General features: G+C 36.9%; 14 protein-coding genes. 10 read left to right on the forward strand and 4 right to left on the reverse strand.

What is annotated here, in order from left to right; translation table 11 throughout:
- The first annotated feature begins 1 nt into the window (after nucleotide 1).
- The 6 genes from IEX65_RS21865 (at nucleotide 2) to IEX65_RS21885 (ending at nucleotide 8,721) form a co-directional block, all read left to right on the forward strand.
- Entirely contained in the window at nucleotides 2–1,114 is a 1,113-nt protein-coding gene (locus tag IEX65_RS21865) for a sensor histidine kinase (protein ID WP_188769322.1), read from the forward strand.
- A 116-nt stretch (nucleotides 1,115–1,230) separates the two neighbouring features.
- Nucleotides 1,231–1,362 carry a hypothetical protein gene (locus IEX65_RS28150; RefSeq protein WP_262891874.1) on the forward strand — a complete coding sequence of 44 codons (132 nt, stop codon included), beginning with the start codon at nucleotides 1,231–1,233 and terminating at the stop codon, nucleotides 1,360–1,362.
- Nucleotides 1,363–1,369: 7 nt separating this feature from the next.
- Nucleotides 1,370–1,516, forward strand: a complete 147-nt coding sequence (locus tag IEX65_RS21870; RefSeq protein ID WP_188769323.1) for a hypothetical protein — start codon at nucleotides 1,370–1,372, stop codon at nucleotides 1,514–1,516.
- A gap of 238 nt (nucleotides 1,517–1,754) precedes the next feature.
- Complete coding sequence (locus IEX65_RS21875) at nucleotides 1,755–4,814, forward strand: lantibiotic dehydratase (RefSeq protein ID WP_188769324.1); 3,060 nt, start codon at nucleotides 1,755–1,757, stop codon at nucleotides 4,812–4,814.
- Between the two features lie 33 nt (nucleotides 4,815–4,847).
- On the forward strand, nucleotides 4,848–5,771 hold the full coding sequence (locus tag IEX65_RS21880; RefSeq protein ID WP_188769326.1) for an RluA family pseudouridine synthase: 924 nt from the start codon (nucleotides 4,848–4,850) through the stop codon (nucleotides 5,769–5,771).
- 157 nt (nucleotides 5,772–5,928) lie between these two features.
- Entirely contained in the window at nucleotides 5,929–8,721 is a 2,793-nt protein-coding gene (locus tag IEX65_RS21885) for a TonB-dependent receptor (protein ID WP_188769328.1), read from the forward strand.
- A 1-nt stretch (nucleotide 8,722) separates the two neighbouring features.
- Here IEX65_RS21885 and IEX65_RS21890 read toward each other — a convergent pair whose 3' ends face one another.
- Nucleotides 8,723–9,877, reverse strand: coding sequence for a dipeptidase (locus tag IEX65_RS21890; RefSeq protein ID WP_188769330.1), 1,155 nt, complete (start codon nucleotides 9,875–9,877; stop codon nucleotides 8,723–8,725).
- A gap of 158 nt (nucleotides 9,878–10,035) precedes the next feature.
- Entirely contained in the window at nucleotides 10,036–10,338 is a 303-nt protein-coding gene (locus IEX65_RS21895) for a DUF4286 family protein (RefSeq protein ID WP_188769332.1), read from the reverse strand.
- Nucleotides 10,339–10,524: 186 nt separating this feature from the next.
- Here IEX65_RS21895 and IEX65_RS21900 point away from each other — a divergent pair, with 186 nt between their 5' ends.
- Together IEX65_RS21900 and IEX65_RS21905 are read left to right on the forward strand one after the other, a co-directional pair.
- On the forward strand, nucleotides 10,525–12,978 hold the full coding sequence (locus IEX65_RS21900; protein WP_188769334.1) for a YfhO family protein: 2,454 nt from the start codon (nucleotides 10,525–10,527) through the stop codon (nucleotides 12,976–12,978).
- Nucleotides 12,979–13,043: 65 nt separating this feature from the next.
- The gene (locus tag IEX65_RS21905) at nucleotides 13,044–13,925 is read left to right on the forward strand and encodes a hypothetical protein (protein ID WP_229250829.1); all 882 of its coding nucleotides are present in this window, start codon (nucleotides 13,044–13,046) and stop codon (nucleotides 13,923–13,925) included.
- 170 nt (nucleotides 13,926–14,095) lie between these two features.
- Here IEX65_RS21905 and IEX65_RS21910 read toward each other — a convergent pair whose 3' ends face one another.
- Nucleotides 14,096–14,920 (reverse strand): anti-sigma factor, encoded by an 825-nt coding sequence (locus IEX65_RS21910; RefSeq protein WP_188769336.1) that lies wholly within the window; start codon nucleotides 14,918–14,920, stop codon nucleotides 14,096–14,098.
- A 62-nt stretch (nucleotides 14,921–14,982) separates the two neighbouring features.
- Complete coding sequence (locus IEX65_RS21915; protein WP_188769337.1) at nucleotides 14,983–15,561, reverse strand: RNA polymerase sigma factor; 579 nt, start codon at nucleotides 15,559–15,561, stop codon at nucleotides 14,983–14,985.
- A gap of 311 nt (nucleotides 15,562–15,872) precedes the next feature.
- Here IEX65_RS21915 and IEX65_RS21920 point away from each other — a divergent pair, with 311 nt between their 5' ends.
- Nucleotides 15,873–16,913 (forward strand): agmatine deiminase family protein, encoded by a 1,041-nt coding sequence (locus tag IEX65_RS21920; RefSeq protein ID WP_188769339.1) that lies wholly within the window; start codon nucleotides 15,873–15,875, stop codon nucleotides 16,911–16,913.
- A gap of 96 nt (nucleotides 16,914–17,009) precedes the next feature.
- The gene (locus IEX65_RS21925; RefSeq protein ID WP_188769341.1) at nucleotides 17,010–17,354 is read left to right on the forward strand and encodes an avidin-fold protein; all 345 of its coding nucleotides are present in this window, start codon (nucleotides 17,010–17,012) and stop codon (nucleotides 17,352–17,354) included.
- The last annotated feature ends 144 nt before the right edge of the window (nucleotides 17,355–17,498 follow it).

Here is a 17,498-nt window from a genome sequence, read left to right on the forward strand (position 1 = left end):
TATGAAACTAAAGAAACTTTTTTTGCAGATAGGTTCGGCAGATTATTCAGGACGTAAAAAAGTATTAATACATTGTATATTCTGGGTACTTTGGTTTGGATTTATTTGGTTTTACACTCCCAATAACTTTTTACCAAGCGAAGATATTTTAGAACTTAACCTTCTAATTACATTTCGAGATTGGTGCCTTACCGTTTCATTTTTTTATGTGTCTTCAATGTTTATTTTTCCGCAATTGAGTGAAGGCAAGTTTTTTATCCCTCTAATTGTAATTAGTATTTCCTACTTTGTTATTTATGCGGTGACTTACTGCACTCTCATATATTATGCTTCACTATTTCCAAATCAACGTACTTATAGTGGATATGCTAAGTTTTTTGCAGAAAAGGGTTTCTGGAAAAGCATCTATGCAAGATTTGGATTTTGGTTTATTACTTTTTGGTATGCTCTTTATTTTGTTGTGCCATTGATTATTAAATTAATGGTTGATATAGCATTATTTAGAGTAAAAAATCTGGAATTAGAAAGAAACAATATAAGATTAGAATTAGATTATCTGAAATCTCAGGTAAATCCACATTTTTTGTTTAACACCCTCAATGGTGTTTATTCATTAGTTGTAGATTCTGAACCCAAAGCTGCCGAGATTATCCTCAAACTGTCAGATTTGATGCGATATTCGCTCTACGAAGCTAACTCAGACCAAGTGGCACTTCATAGAGAAGTAAAATTCATTCAAGATTATGTATCATTGGAGCGAAATCGGCATAAGGCATCCACTCAGATACTCCTCGAAATAAGCGGTGATACTGGCGATTTACAAATTCCACCTTTGCTTCTCGTCACTTTTGTTGAAAATGCCTTCAAACACGGAATTAATAATACAATAAAGGCATCTTGGATTAAAATAGATTTATCAATCAAAGATGCTATACTGAGTTTTGATATAAGTAACAGTAAATCAAAGAAAATGAAAAGTGATGTAGTGCAAGGGGGTATCGGATTATGGAATGTAAAAAAACGACTGGACATACTTTATCCGAATCGGCATAGCCTCGAAATCAAAAATTCAGAAGATGTTTTCAGTGTAAACCTTAAAATTCAACTCTCATAATTAAGTTCATCGAAAAAAACGAATAGTATATCGAATAAAGATTGAATTCTCCTTATTGTCTATTTTATTTGAATCGTCAATACAAAACCTAATTTATTACTAAATAACTAAGCACAATGAAATCATCTAAACTTTCGCTCAACAAGCAAACTGTATTTAAGTTTCAGTCAAAAAACTCAAAAGGACACAACCGTTCGTGTCCAACTGTTACAACCAGTATGTTAACTGTCTTAAAAAATCAATATTAAAGAGTATATGATATATTGCTGTGGTATAGTAGAAGATGAGCCATTGGCGGAACTTATGCTCAAGCGTTATCTCAAGCGATTTCCGTTTATCGAAATCGCTTGGGAATGCTCTTATGCTGAAGATGCTGTTGATTTAATTGAAAAAAAAAAGTAGATTTATTGATTCTTGATTTGCAAAACTTACCTGTTTTGCCTGATAGTGCATTCTTTTCCCTCGTATCCCAACAAAAGTGCATCATTATTACCTCTGCGTATCCTATTCAGATGGTCGATATTCCATTGGATGTTATTGCCTTTTTGAATAAGCCATTTACGATAGAGAGCTTTACTGAAGCCATCGAAAAATTCGTTGGTGTTGTTGACGATTACACTAAATAAGAGATTAGCAGATTATGGCAATTCAACCTTTTGGGTTCTATGTGCTTCGGCATCATTTAATGCCCGTCGATGGACTTTTTGCATTGAATCAAACTTGTCAGTCGGCTATACAGGCTGAAGGATTTCTAAAAAATCTTTTCTCTACTTCTCAAATGCAGCAAACACTCTATGTAGCATCTCCTGCTTTGTTTGCGAGGTTTAAGTGCTGGATTGATGGTGAAGAAATTGCAGAAAAGCATAAACTAATTCAGACTTTATTTAAGTATTATTTACGAATATGCAGCCGTTGTACGCCTTACGGAATGTTTGCTGGATGTAGTACAGGTTTTTTCGATATTCAAACCCAAATCGAATTTGAAACACAGAATCCATTTCGGATACAAAGCAGAATTGATACTAATTATCTGGTAGAGATTGTTAATGTTTTACTGACTAACGAATCCATTCGTAATCAAGTTAGGTTTTACCCTAACAATACAATCTATCAAATAGCAGACAAATACCATTATTTGTATTATTCGATTCAAGAAAACAAGCGTGTACACGAAATTTGTTCGATTGATTTTTCGGAATATGTATCCCAAATTTTATCAAAAGCAAAAGACGGCTGTCTTATTCAAGATTTAGTCAGCGTCATTGTAAGTGAGGATATTTCGTATGAAGAAGCTCAAACTTTTATTTTACAATTAATTGAAGAGCAATTGCTCTTCTCTGAAATTGAGCCGACCATCACAGGCGAAGACTTCTTTAAATTTTTACTAAAAAAAATATCTCTTCTTACAATCCCAGAAGAGATTTCAACAACTCTTCATAAAATTAATGAACTGTTACAAATTCAGAAACCCCAAGTGACTGACTTTGAGCAAATTAGGTATTTAATCACTACTCTGACGGGTACACCACATCAAGATTTCATTCAAACAGATTTGTTTTTTAATGCTACTACAAATAAAGTTAATAAGAAAATTATAGACGATTTATCAAGGAAAGTCGAAAAGTTGATGGTAATGAATCAAGGGAATTACTCTGCATCTTTAGATAATTTCAGAAAACAATTTTACGAACGCTACGAAGAAGCCGAAGTCCCTCTATCAATTGCTTTAGATAATGAAGTAGGTATTGGCTACGCTGATTTTGCATCGAATAGGGGAGGTATAGCGGTTTTAGTGGAAGATATTACGCCAATAAATCAGTCTATTCAGGAAGTTTTATGGATTTATTGGAAGAAATTTACATTAAAAAAATATTCAGAAGCCCTGCAAAATCAAGCCTATGAAGTTAATATCACCGAGAAAGACTTGGCTTTATTGGCCGAAAAAAATACTGAATTTATAACCTCTCCTCACCCGACTTTTTTTGTTTTTGGGTCTTTGTTGGCCGATACCAACTCAAATGATAATTATGCTATTCACTTAAAAAATATGAGTGGAGCTGCAGCTACTACGATGCTTGGGCGATTTGGCCATGGAGATTCTCAGTTAACAGATAAACTACGAGAGTGTACCAATTATGAAGAAGACCAATCACCCGATGTGATTTTTGCCGAAATTATTCATTTACCCGAGGCTCGTGTTGGTAATATTGCTACCCGCCCGATGCTCCGAAAATTTGAAATACCGTATCAAACTCCAGCGAGAGTATTGCCCGAAAATCAGATTTTAATCGAAGACTTAATGGTTTCAGTTAAAAGAGGAAAACAGATTATTTTGAGGTCAAAAAAGCATAATAAACGAGTAATTCCTCGACTTTCGTCAGCTCATAATTACCAAAACGGACTCAGTATTTATCGTTTCTTGTGTGATTTACAAACTGCTGACGAGTGTATAAATGTTAATTGGCACTGGAATGTACTGATTAATCAGCCTTTTTTACCAAGAGTTCGGTATCAGAATATCATTCTTTCGGTAGCCACTTGGAATATAAATACCGAAGAAGAACAATCTTTTTCACAAAAAGAAGTGAGTTTACCGAAACTAAAAGAATTACAGAAAAAATATAAAATTCCTCGCTATGTAATGCTTTCAGAAGCTGATAATGAGCTTTGGATTGATTTTGAAAACGAAATGTGCTTACAGCTTCTGAAGGATTATTATACCAAAAATACTCTCGTAACGCTCAAGGAAGTATTGTTTTCGCCCGAAAATTGTTTTATTAAAACATATAACGGAAATTATAATAATGAAATTATCATACCTTTTAAAGTTACTGATTATAAGCCCCAAAATATTGTTTTAAATAGAAGTCATAATGATTTACAAAGAAGTTTTTCGGTCGGTAGCGAGTGGTTTTATGTAAAGATTTATTGCGGAGAAAAAACTGGCGAAGAGTTACTTAAAACTTCAATTAAGCAACTTGTCGAGGAACTGATAGAAGATGAAGCCATTACATCATTCTTTTTTATTAGATATCAAGACCCCGAACCGCATTTACGACTGAGATTTAGAGGTAATCCCAAAGATTTGTTTTATGCCCCTATCGTTGCTCGATTGAGTGAATCTTTGTCTATTCATCAAGAAAGTGGCTTAGTACATAAAATTATGATAGATACTTACAAAAGAGAAATTGAACGATACGGAGCAGAAACAATGGTTTTGAGCGAAGAATTTTTTGCTATAGATAGTTTGTCAGTACTTGAATTTATTGCCGAAAACCCAGACGACCACCAACGTTTATCGTTTGCTCTTAGACGAATTAATACTTATTTAAAGGCCTTTGGTTTTGATATAGAGGCTAAAAAGGCTTTCACTGAAAAAATGCAAAAAAGCTTCTTAGAAGAGTTTGGAGATGAGTCGAATTTACGAAAAAAACTAAACGACAAATACAGAAATCTTTCAAAACAGATAATAGAAACTATCAGTACCAAAGATAATTTTAATATCGACCAGCTTGTGAGCCAAATTACAGAATTGTCAGCTGATAAAAATCAATTATATAGCTTGCTTTCGAGCTATATACACATGTTTATTAATCGTTTGTTTATATCCAGTAATCGAACCTATGAACTGACATTATATCATTTTCTTACCAAAACCTACATGACTTTAAGTAAATTCGGGCTACCTTTGACCAAATAAACGATATCGAAAAGGAAAGCTTAGCCCGTAGTAATGAGAGAAAAAGATAGAAAATATAAACCAGCCAATACCGCAAAACCCACAAGGTCGGACTCGACTCAATTTAAAGTGACCGAAGAAACCGAACTTTTGGTGTTTCTGTTGGCAAAAATCACGAGTAGAAGCCGAAATGATGTAAAGATTTTGTTACGTGATAAACAAATACATGTTGATGGTAAGCCAATTACGCAGTTTAATCATCCACTAAAACCCGAACAAGTGGTTGAAGTTAAATGGAAAAAAGCTCCCGAAGAAGCCAGATACCGAGGCTTAAACATCGTTTTTGAAGACCAATATCTTATTGTTATCGAGAAACAAGCGGGAGTGCTTTCTATCGCTACCGAAAAGCAAAAAGATAATACAGCTTATAGTATTTTGAGTAGCCACGTGAAAAAACAAGACCCTCGTAATCGTATTTTTGTGGTGCACCGCCTTGACCGAGAAACGTCGGGTTTGATGATGTTTGCCAAGAGTGAAAAAATCCAGAAACTTTTGCAAGAGTCTTGGAACGCCACCATCGAAGAACGCACCTATTTGGCCGTTGTTGAAGGTTATGTCGAGAAAAAGCAAGATACAATCACTTCATATCTGGTTGAAAGTAAGGCCTTGATTGTGTATTCGAGCAAAAATCCCGAAGTAGGGCAGAAGGCCATTACGCACTATGAGGTTTTGAAAAGCAACAAAAACTTTTCTTTAATGAAAGTAAACCTCGAAACGGGTCGAAAAAACCAAATTAGAGTTCACGCCAAAGACATAGGCCATTCGGTGATTGGTGATGAAAAATACGGTGCCAAAACCGACCCTATCAAACGACTCGGTCTTCATGCCTGGGTGTTTGCATTCAAGCACCCTATCACTGGTAAAGATTTACGTTTTGAAACCGAAATGCCATCAAAATTTACGAGTTTATTTAATTAATGCCCGATTTCGACGAATTTTCTGCATTGTTGGTCTGCTAAAAATACACGATTGACGTTTTCTATCACAAAGTAATTAGCAGCCAACGATTCAGTGTGTATATTTGTATTGACACTACTACGAAAAAACTAAGAAACGCTCTTTTAGGCATCCAAAGATGAAACAAGCATTGATTCTAATATTTATGTTGCTTTCATCTTTGGTATTTGCCCAACAAAAATCTACCGTAAAAGGACTTGTAGTTGATGAAAATGGCCAAGCAATTCCTTTTGCAACTATCAGCATCTTATCTGCCAAAGATTCTTCAAACATTGCTACCCAACTTACAAAAGAGAATGGTGCTTTTGAGTTTTCAGGACTTTCAATGAGTAAGTATGTTTTCAAGATTTCGGTTGTTGGTTATGTTACTACCTTTCACGCCTTTTCGATTACTGAAACTATCACGGATTTAGGAAAAGTGCAGGTGAATAATGCTGATAATGTGCTAAATGAGGTTGTTGTGAAAGGTAATAAAGAACCTGTTGCCGTAAAAAAAGATACACTCGAATTTGATGCAGGCGTGCTGAAACCTCAGCAAAATGATAACCTCGAAGACTTACTGAAGAAAGTACCAGCCCTCGAAATCGACGAAAATGGAGGTATAAAAACCCAAAATAAAGTCATCAAAAAAATCTATATTGATGGCAAAGAGTTTTTTGGGAATGACCCACAACTGGCACTCAAAAATTTACCTGCCGAGTCGATTGAAAAAATACAAGTTGTAGAAAAAAAGACCGAGCAGGCTGAGTTTTCGGGCGTTGATGATGGCGAACGTGAAATGGTAATTAACGTAACGCTTAAAAACACACATAAGAAAGGCACTTTTGGTTTTGGTTCGGTGGCAGGTATCCCTTCAATGGCTACCACTGAAGCTTATTATAATGCTAAAACCTCAATCAATCGTTTTAGTCCGAGTGAGCAGTTTTCGGTTATTGGTTTGCTCAATAATCTCAATCAGCAGGGTTTTACTCCTCAAGATGCTGCTAATTTTTCGAGCCTAAATGCTCAATCGAATCGTGGTGGTGGAGGCAATGCCTCTGCCAATGTAAATTTACCAATTGTGGTTGGTAAACGTCCTGGCGTCATTTCAACCGAGGGGGCAGGCTTCAATTACAATAATCAGTACGCCAAAAAATCTTCTTTGCAGAGCAGTTATTTCTTCAATGCAAGTCATACTGATTTGGTTAGAAATTTGTTCAGACAGAGTTTTCTTCCCGCAAAAACTATCAATACCGACCAAAATACTAAACAGAATCGAGATAATTTCAATCATCGACTCAATGCAACGCTTACGCATCAATTCAATGAACGAAATCTATTGAAATTTACGACTGCTCTCAATACTGTATCGGGCGATGCTTTGACCAATAGTTTATCTAAAATCAGTACATTCACGACGGGTGATACCGTAGAAAATAATTCTAATCGAACTGTGCGGAATCACTCGCAAGGGCTTAGTTTTAATAATAATCTTTTGCTTCGCCATCGGTTTGCCTTGCCCCGAAGAACTGTAAGTTTAAATGCAGTTTTTAACTTAAACAATGATAAAAATAACGATTCGACTAATACCTTGAACCAAAATCAAGTAAATGGAACAGTCGTAGAGCGAATCATTAAACAAGAAAATGACCGCCGAACAAACCAACAAAATCAACGAATTCAGTTGGCATTTACTGAGCCTTTGGCTAAAACCATGACACTCGAAGGCAATTATGCTTACCAACAAAATGTAAATCGTTCAAACTTTGATGTTTGGGATATTGTAAACAATAATCGAGTGCCAAATCTCACATCAAGCAATGCTTACAGTAGCAATTTTAACTTTCAACAAGCAGGTTTTAAGGTCAATAACGAAACCAAAATAAAGACTTTTATGGTGGGGTTATTCTACCAGAAATCGGTTTTGCAGAGTGTCGTAAGGCGAGGAACGGATAATGTGTTGGAGCGTTCGTTTCAGAATGTGCTGCCATCGCTGAGATATTCTTTCCGAAAAGATGCCAATAAAAATAAAGCAAATACAAAGAGTAAAAGTATTACACTTGAGTATAACACGGCCGTAAACGAACCATCGGTGCGAGATTTACAACCAATTACGGTCAATAATAATCCTCAGAATATTGTTTTAGGAAACCCCGACCTCAAGCCCGAATATATTCATCGGGTAATCATCAACGAAAATATTTTTAATCCTAAAACTTTCACCAACATTGGCTTAAACGGAAACCTAAATTATACACAAAATGCCATTGGTTATGCTCAAACGGTCAGCGAAACACTCGTACGCACGACTCAGCCCGTAAATTTGCCGTATCGTTGGAACGCCAATCTTGGGTTTTACTATAATTTTTCGGTAGGTAAGCAAAAGAATAAGATTCGATTCTCTATTAGTCCTCGATATTTGGTTTCAAAAGGAAATAATATGGTTAATGGCGTGAATAATCTCAATACGCAAAACCAGTATCGTGGCGACTTCAAGATTACATATTTGACCGATAAAATCAATTTTGTTTTCAATACAAATTATCAAAAATCGTTTGTTGAATATTCGGTCAATAAAGAATTTAATCAGACTTTTTCGGTATTTAAGAATATAACTGATTTCAGATGGAAAATCACCAAAGAATTTACAATCGCCACCGACTTTGATTATACGTATTATCAGAGTTCGAGGTTATCAACCAATCTTCGACCAATTCCGATACTCAATGTGGCGGTTAAGCATCTCTTCTTGAAAAATAATCGTGGAGAATTAATGCTTTCGGCACAAGATGTGTTCAAAAGAAATGTATATCTTTCTCAACGTTCGGACGAAAATTTCTTCGAAATCGACCGCTCCAATACTCTTAGTAGATACTTTTTGCTAACTTTTACTTATACGGTCAGAAATCAGCAGGGTGGTGGTAAGAAATAAATCAATCAGGCAGATTTCGTAGGAAAAAATCTCTGATATTACCGCCCATAATTTTTTCAATTTCGGCTCTCGTGAAATTTTGTTTTTCTAAAGCCGCCACAATTTCTGGCAAGCCCGTTACATCGAAGTGAGTGCCGATTGCTCCATCAAAATCAGAACCTAAAGCTACTTTATCAACCCCGATTTTATCAGCAACGTATCTGATACTTTTAGCAGTTGCAGCGGCATCTGTACCACAAACGGCCGTTTCCCAAAGACCAATTCCGATGATGCCATTGTGCTTGCCAATTTCGATGATTTGGGCATCGGTCAAGTTTCGGTTATTATCACAAACACCTTTTACACCCGTGTGCGAAACCACCACAGGGCCGTTGTGGTAAGCCAGTACATCGCTGATGGTTTTTTGTGAAGCATGTGCCAAGTCAATCATAATATGAGCATCAGCCATTTTCTTGATTAACTGCTTTCCTTTTTCGGTTAATCCTTCTTTTTTGACTCCATGAGCCGAACCCGCCCATTCGTTATCGAAGAAGTGCGTAAGTCCAATATATCGTACGCCCGCTTTGCCAAACTTATCCAAATTATTCAAATCATTTTCGAGGCAATGAGCTCCCTCAATACCCAACATTCCTGCCGTGATGTTGTGGTTGGTTTGTCGGTCGTTGATATATTTTTGTAGGTCTTTTTTGTTGGTAATTACCCTAAATTTTCCGTCAGAATTTTTAGCTAAATCGTGCAGAGCTTCACATTGGTGTAAGGCACGAGTCTTGATACTAAACCAATCGGCTGGATTGCGTAATTGGGCAAAACTCAATAAGGCGACTTGGTCGGTGTGGTCGTCGTTGTTTTCGATATTGATGCCTCTCGGGGTTTTGCTGACAATCGAAAAAACTTGCATCGCCATATTTCCCTCAATCATACGAGGTAGGTCAACGTGGCCATGGTCGTTCTTTTTGAGAAAATTTCTATCCCAAAGCAGAGCATCACAATGCAAATCAGCAATGAACGGAATAGAATCATAATACTTTTGCTTCGGAAAAGGTGGCTTCTTGCTCACAACATTCATTGATTTATCAATCATTTGTGGCACAAAACCAAAAAATATAATAGCAGCAACGGCCGGAATAACAAGGAAGATTTTGAGGGCTTTTTTCATGTTTGGTTGAGAGTTGTTTGTTTGTTATTGGGAAACTGCGGGGCCGCCCGTGCGGTTATTGGTAATCTCCCTTATAAAAGTAATGTTATTCTGGTATAGAATAAAAGGAAGCTCATGTTTTTTACCAATAACCAGTAACAAATAACCAGTCCCTAAGACTAAACTTCCTGAAGCAAAGTAGTAAACTCAACGAGTTTTCCTCTGAAAAGCATCTGGTATCTATCCGATATACGTTCACGGTGCTGCATCTCAAACTGCATAAAATCTTCCATGTTTTTGAAATGAAACTGAAACGCATACGTTTTATCTTCGTTCTCTTTTTCGTTAAGAAGCCTCATTACTTTAATGTCTTTCGGCAGTTTGGTTTCTAAAGCAACTGGTATAAAATTTGTTTTCATCCATTTAATCCATTGCTCACTGATTCGACTTTCGACATTAAATGTGATATTAAATATTAGCATTTCGAGGTTCGTTTTATTGATATTGGTGCAAAGTTCGCAAAGATTTTTGGTCTTGTGTCGTCTTAAATTAATTTTCTTTGCGTTCTTTGTAATATAATTGTAGTACAATTCGTCGAATTGTGCTGGCAAGAAGAAAACTTGCTTTATAAATCAAAAGATTATTGTCCATTCTATTTTTTCAAATCAATGTTTAAAAAATACATTCCTCATCTTATTGCGGTTGTTGGTTTTGTGGTTGTTAGCTTTATGTATGCTTCGCCACTTTTACAAGGTAAAAGATTGGCCATGCACGATACTCAAATGGCGGCTGCATCGGCAAAAGAATTAAATGATTTTCATAAACAAACTGGCGAATGGGCTTGGTGGACAAACTCAATGTTTGGTGGTATGCCAGGCTACATGGTTGCGGGTGACTACGAAAACAGTCTTTCGACTAAAATTGGGTCGTTTTATATAAATTTCATTCCATCACCAGCCAATGTTCTGATATTGTTGATGTTGGGCTTCTTTGTGCTGATGCGAGTGCTGAAAGTCAATAATTGGCTTGCCTTTTTTGGTTCAGTTGCCTACGCCTTCAATTCCTATAATTTACTCTTTCTCGAAGCGGGTCACGTATCCAAAATCATTGCTATTGCTTTTGCACCAGCGGTTTTGGCTTCGTTTATAGCAGTTTTTAGGGGAAGATATTTGATTGGAATTGCCATGACAACTTTCTTCATGGCCATGGAAATGTACGCCAATCACCCACAAATTACTTACTATTTATTCTTTTTACTCGGAATCTACGTGCTTTTTGAAAGTTATCTGCACGTGAAAAAAGGTAATTTTTCAGGCCTTCTAAAATCTTATGCAGTTGTTTTAGTAGGTTCATTGATAGGTCTTGGCACGCACAGTATGCACCTTTGGAATAACTTTGTTTATTCAAAAGAAACTACTCGTGGAAAATCAGAACTGACACTCGGAAATCTTAATCAATCGGCCGATGGTTTAGGTCGTGATTATGCGTTTTCGTACAGCCCAGGTAAAATCGAAACCTTGACTTTACTCGCTCCGAACTTTGTGGGTGGCTCGTCGGCCGCCAATTTGGGTGAGAAATCAGAAACATATAAAATGCTCGTTGGAAAAGGTGTAGATGCTTCTACAGCTGCTCAATTTAGCTCAAACTTACCGATGTATTTTGGTCCACAATCTTATGTTTCGGGAGCAAATTATTCAGGAATTATCATCTTATTTTTGTTTATCTTGGGGCTAATTATCATTCGAGATGGCCTACGTTATGTACTGATTCTGACTTCAATTTTATACTTATTTATTTCATGGGGAAGCAGTTTCAGCGGTTTCAATTTCTTCATGTTTGATTACTTCCCATACTACAATAAGTTCAGAGATAGTAAAATGATTGTTACGCTCATGCACCTGTGTTTTGTGTTGGGGGCAATGCTGGGTGTAAACAAAATCATCACCGATAAATTGAGCTTCAATGACCTCAAAAAGCCTTTGATGTATAGCCTCGGAAGTTTACTCTTATTGATTTTGGTAGGCTATTTCTCGCTTGATTATCAATCTGCTCGTGATGCTGACATGCTCAAAAGTATGGCACAGTCAAACGGACAAGAGTTTGCCAATGCTTTCTCTGCTTCGTTGATTGCTGACCGTCAGTCGGTTGTTCTTAGCGATTTATTACGTTCAGTTTTCTTATTGATTGTTTCTGCTGGCTTGATTTGGGCTTTCTCTACACAAAAAATCAAATCGACCGTTTTTGTAGCAGTCTTAGGAGTTTTAGCCGCCCTCGACCTCACGTTGGTTGATAAACGTTATTTCAATAATGATGATTTTCAGACTAAAACACGTGTTGCCGAAAGTTTCAATCCTTCTCCAGCCGATGAGCAAATCATGCAGGATAAAGACCCCGATTTTAGAGTAGTTGATATGGCAACCAATCAAGGTTTCTTTGCCGATGCTACTGCTTCATATTTCCATAAATCAGTTGGTGGTTATCATGGTGCAAAGTTGAAGAGAATCCAAGAATTATATGATAATGCCATGACCAAAGATGGCAAGTATAATCTGCCGATTTTCAACATGCTCAATACAAAATATTTCATCACACCAGGGCAAGATGGAAACCCAGTGGCTCAGCGTAACCCTGACGCTTTAGGTAATGCGTGGTTTGTGGGTGAAATAAAAACCGTGAAGAATGCAGATGAAGAAATTAAGGCTGTGAGCAACTTTAATCCTCGTGCCGTAGCTTTTGTAGATGAACGTTATAAGCAATACTTAGCTAATACAAAGCAAGATTCAACCGCAACAATCAAGCTGACTGAATATAAGCCTAATTATTTAGCTTACGAGTCGAACTCGTTAACTACACAAGTGGCTATTTTCTCGGAAATTTTCTATCGTGGAAATGAAGATTGGAAATCGTTTGTTGATGGCCAACAAACCCCTCACTTCCGTGCAAACTACGTGCTTCGTGCAATGACAGTGCCAGCAGGAAAGCACAAAATCGAATTCAAATTCCAACCGAAATCGGTGATTATAGGTGCAAAAATCGACTTAGTAGCATCAATTCTGATGGTATTATTGGTTGTAGGAGCATTGGTGATGGAGTTTAGAAAAAAGAAAAGTAGCGAAGCTTAAAAATATTAACTTCTCGAAAGTGTAGAAATCGCTTTCGGGAAGTTTTCTTGTAAAGAAATAGAAAAATGTTGTTTGACTATTATATAAAAACTGGTGCTTTTTTCGAGAATTCGCTTCAGTCGGTGGTTTCGTTGGTGAAAGTAATACTACTCTCGAAACTCGGACTACCAAAGTTTTCTAATCAAAAACCTAACGCTTCAATTTTGGGCAATGGCCCATCGCTCAACCAAGCTCTTTCCGATAACCTTGATTTTCTCAAAGAAACTGATATTTACTGCGTCAATCTTTTCGCTCTCTCGGCAGTTTATGCTTCTCTGAAACCACAAAATTACGTCTTGCTCGACCCCGCTTTTTTTATGTTTAGCGAACAAAACGATGGCAGACAAGATATAAAAAAGACCTTCGATGCTATCATTCAGCAAACCGATTGGGCAATGAGACTGTTTGTACCTGCTCGTAGTAAAAACTCATATATCGTAAAGAAACTCAAGCAAGAAAGGACCAACATTCAAATTTGTTTCTTCAATTACACAATCGTCAGAGGTTTTCCTGCTTTCAGACATTGGTTTTTTAAGCATAATTTAGGCATGCCACAATGCCAAAATATATTGGCGGCCTCTCTATACGTAGCGTTGCTGCAAGACTACAAAAATGTTTATCTTTTTGGTGCCGACCATTCATGGCACGAAGAAATCAGAATCACGGAGCAGAATGAGTTTGAAATGCGTCAGGTGCATTTTTATGATAATGCCAATAACATAAAACACGAAAAAGTGATTGATGTGCGAAACAACTCTCGTCCGAGTTTGCAAGCACAGTTTTTATCCCTGCATAAAGTTTTTTACTCGTACGAAATCTTAGGAGCATTTGCCAAATATCGTAAAATCAAGGTCTTAAATGCCAGCAAGAAAACCTACATTGATGCCTTTGAACGAGTGACGGTTTAGTGTATTGGGAAACTGGTTATTGGGAAATTAGTTATTGGTTACTGGTACATTTTATATAAATTTCTGATAGGCGGAGAGTAATAAAAAGGAGAGATGAAAGTTATTAAACCTTCATCTCTCCTTTTACTAATAACTAATTTCCCAGTAACCAGTCCACCAATAACCAATCACTAAATTCCCATTACCATAATATCTGAAGTAGGAACTGGGCTACCGCCTTGTTTTTCGAGTGTTACAGCAAATGCTTTTGCTGGTGGGACTTTCTTTAATTCTTGCGTATTATTTTTGATGTCAAACACACCCGCATCTACTGGTTTATCATCTACGATTGCCCAAAGTTGATACTGCATTCCCGCAGGTGGTGTTGGCAAATTACCTCTTACAACATATACTTTATTGGTTTTAGTGTCCCAAGCGAGCATAACCGTCGAGTTTTCTGCTCCTTTCTGACCAACCAATTTACTCATTTTTATTTGCGGGTCCATTATCAAGCTTACTTCGCTTGGTTGCATCACTCCTTCTTGAGATTTAAGGTCTTTCTGAAGTTTAATGTTTTCGTTTACTGCCACAGAAAGATTCGTTTTTGTTTCTTTCCATTGAGTTGCAAAGTAAATATTAGCCAATAAGCTACCCAACAATGCCACTGAAGCGGCTACTCGCAAATAACTTCCATAAAAGCCCGTAAGTTTAGGAGCTTGTTGCTTATCATAATCAATTTCTTTTCCGCTATCGAAATCTAACACCTTTGTTTGCTTTCCTTCAACACCTATTTCAGTCTCGATTTGTTCCCAAATTTTACTTTGTAAATGTGCAGGAGGAGTTTGGGCATTGGCAAAAGCATAGCTTTCTAAAGCATCTTCGATGGCACGAAGCTCTGCCTTTATTTCAGGATATTTTATAGCCATTTGCTCTACTTCAGCCACCTCTTTTTCGGAGGCCAAACCAAGCACGTAGCTTTCTAATACCCCAGATGCTATGTATTCTTGAATATTCATTATATTGTTTATATAGAGTGAAACTGTTCACTCAGAACGACCGTAGTTTTATAATTAAGACTCTAAAATAGGATAGTTACTATTAACCATAAGCCACTTAGCATGGCTCTTAGGCTACCAACAGCAGCTTTTATTCTGGTTTTCACGGTTCCCAATGGAATGCCGTATTCTTCCGAGACTTCTGCTTGCGTGTACCCCTGATAATAAACCAACTCAATGAGTTGGCGATACTCAGGTTTCAGATTATCAACAACCTTTCTCAAACCAATAGAATCTACATCCATCATGGTTTGGTGTTCACTATCTATTTGATAGATAATATTCTGTTCCATTGAAATTGTCTGTGATGAATCTCGGAAATCAGCCGAGCGAACCTTGTCAATGCTCAAGTTTCGTGCAATATTCATCATCCACGTAAAAATACTACCCTTTGAAGAATCATAATTGTCAATGTTTCGCCATATCTTTAAAAAAGTATCTTGAAGCAAATCATTGGCGTCATCGTCTGATTGCACTATTTTATTAATTACACCAAACAACGCTCCTGAATAATTATTATACAGGACATTAAAGCCTTTCTGGTCTTTATTTTTCAATAAAGAGACTAATTCTTCTTCTGCTATGCTAATTCGACGTGCCAAGCGATTTTCTTTAATTCAAGCTAAATAACTACTTTTTTCGATAAGATGTTTAATCGCTCCATCTTTTTCTGAAAAATATTATTTAACGTGAGGTTTTAACGGTTAATGTTTGAAATAAAAAACAACTTATTTTTTCTTCATTATTAACACCATTTACGGTAAATCAGTAAACTTGGATTTGTCTCACTTAAAATTTTAGCTGTACCTTTGCAGAAAAACAGTTATCGGTGTTGTAGTTGGCAATTTTCATATAGAAAACAAAATAACTAACAATCCTAAAATGATGACTGAAAACCGAAGACTTTTAAAAAATGACACCCAAACAACAAGGCTTTTTTTTTCCTGCCGAATGGCACACGCATAGAGCAACATGGTTAAGTTTTCCGCAGAGTTCAGACTCGTGGGATTATGGCGACCGTTTAGAACGAATTTACCCATCATACATGGCGTTTGTCAAAGCAATTGCTGAGAGCGAAAAAGTATGTATCAATGCCAAAGACGAAGAACATCAGGCTCTTATATGGAGTTTGATTGAAAAATATGATATAGATAAAAATCAAATTGAAGTACCGATTCATCCGAATAACGATTCTTGGTGTCGTGACCACGGCCCTGCGTTTTTGATAAATCCCGAAACCAAAGAGCGTATGATTGTTGAATGGGGCTACAACGCTTGGGGTGGAAAATACCCTCCGTATGACGATGATGACCAAGTTCCAGTTAGAATCGCTAATTACCTTAATCTACCATACGTAGTGCCAGGTATTATTATGGAAGGTGGCTCAGTAGAATTTAATGGCAAAGGCACAGTACTTACGAGCAAATCTTGTTTACTGAATCCCAATCGAAATCCTCACCTTACGCAAGCTGAAATCGAAGGTTATTTACGTGATTATTATGGTGTCGAACAAGTGCTTTGGGTAACTGAAGGAATCGTGGGTGATGATACCGATGGACACATTGATGATACCACTCGTTTTGTCAATGAAGACACCGTACTGACAGTTGTTGAGCCTGATGAAAACGATGATAACTATCATCCGCTCAAACAAAACCTTGAAGATTTGAAAGCCATGCGTTTACCAAATGGAAAGCCACTGAATATCATCGAGTTACCGATGCCTGATGCCGTTTATGATAGCGGTGTGAGGCTTCCAGCATCTTATGCTAATTTCTTGATAACTAACGGTTCAATCATTGTTCCTACGTATCGTTGTGAAAAAGATGCTGTTGCTTTAGAAATCATTCAAGGATGTTTCCCGAACCACAAAATTGTTGGTATTGATGCCACCGAAATCATTTGGGGACTCGGAAGCTTCCATTGCCTTTCGCAACAAGAACCAAGCATCTAATGTGAAGCGAACGTCTCGTTCGCTGTTGTAAAGTGTGGCATATTTAACTTCATAAAAAGGTGTGCCACACTTCATTTGATTAATACGAAAATCGCTATGCCAAACTATCATCAAAAAACCTTCAAATCCATCTCCAATACCGATAACGGAGAAGTGGGTCAAGAGACACTTTTTTATTACCAACAGCAGGAGAATGTTGTGTGGGCTGAATATAGCGGAGGAGAAATCATGAAAGGTTTTTTGGTGGCAAAAGTACTCGAAAACCATACTTTAGATATGCGTTATGAACACATCAATCAAGCAGGCGAAATCATGACGGGTATTTGTGTATCTACTCCCGAAATACTACCCGATGGCCGCATTAGATTACACGAAAAATGGCAGTGGACAAGCGGCGATTTATCGTCGGGCGAATCAATAATTGAAGAAATTATTCAGTAAAATTTCGTAAAAAGCAGAAATTTCGCTTAATTTTGACTTTCTAAGTATCTCAGACGTCTGCTTGGTGTCTTTTAGAGATGTCCCTTACTCAACAAAATTAATATTCATCACAATAAATTTTAACGTTTGCAGTTGTTTATTGAG

This window comes from Emticicia aquatilis (assembly GCF_014644295.1).
Classification (GTDB): Bacteria; Bacteroidota; Bacteroidia; order Cytophagales; family Spirosomataceae; genus Emticicia; species Emticicia aquatilis.

What these genes read in the sequence shown, in the direction of transcription:
- IEX65_RS21900 (WP_188769334.1), top strand. Translation starts at nt 10,525, where the DNA reads ATGTTTAAAAAATACATTCCTCATCTTATTGCGGTTGTTGGTTTTGTG.
- IEX65_RS21890 (WP_188769330.1), bottom strand. Translation starts at nt 9,877, where the DNA reads ATGAAAAAAGCCCTCAAAATCTTCCTTGTTATTCCGGCCGTTGCTGCT.
- IEX65_RS21870 (WP_188769323.1), top strand. Translation starts at nt 1,370, where the DNA reads ATGATATATTGCTGTGGTATAGTAGAAGATGAGCCATTGGCGGAACTT.
- IEX65_RS21875 (WP_188769324.1), top strand. Translation starts at nt 1,755, where the DNA reads ATGGCAATTCAACCTTTTGGGTTCTATGTGCTTCGGCATCATTTAATG.
- IEX65_RS21910 (WP_188769336.1), bottom strand. Translation starts at nt 14,920, where the DNA reads ATGAATATTCAAGAATACATAGCATCTGGGGTATTAGAAAGCTACGTG.
- IEX65_RS21885 (WP_188769328.1), top strand. Translation starts at nt 5,929, where the DNA reads ATGAAACAAGCATTGATTCTAATATTTATGTTGCTTTCATCTTTGGTA.
- IEX65_RS21865 (WP_188769322.1), top strand. Translation starts at nt 2, where the DNA reads ATGAAACTAAAGAAACTTTTTTTGCAGATAGGTTCGGCAGATTATTCA.
- IEX65_RS28150 (WP_262891874.1), top strand. Translation starts at nt 1,231, where the DNA reads ATGAAATCATCTAAACTTTCGCTCAACAAGCAAACTGTATTTAAGTTT.
- IEX65_RS21895 (WP_188769332.1), bottom strand. Translation starts at nt 10,338, where the DNA reads ATGCTAATATTTAATATCACATTTAATGTCGAAAGTCGAATCAGTGAG.
- IEX65_RS21920 (WP_188769339.1), top strand. Translation starts at nt 15,873, where the DNA reads ATGACACCCAAACAACAAGGCTTTTTTTTTCCTGCCGAATGGCACACG.
- IEX65_RS21880 (WP_188769326.1), top strand. Translation starts at nt 4,848, where the DNA reads ATGAGAGAAAAAGATAGAAAATATAAACCAGCCAATACCGCAAAACCC.
- IEX65_RS21905 (WP_229250829.1), top strand. Translation starts at nt 13,044, where the DNA reads ATGTTGTTTGACTATTATATAAAAACTGGTGCTTTTTTCGAGAATTCG.
- IEX65_RS21925 (WP_188769341.1), top strand. Translation starts at nt 17,010, where the DNA reads ATGCCAAACTATCATCAAAAAACCTTCAAATCCATCTCCAATACCGAT.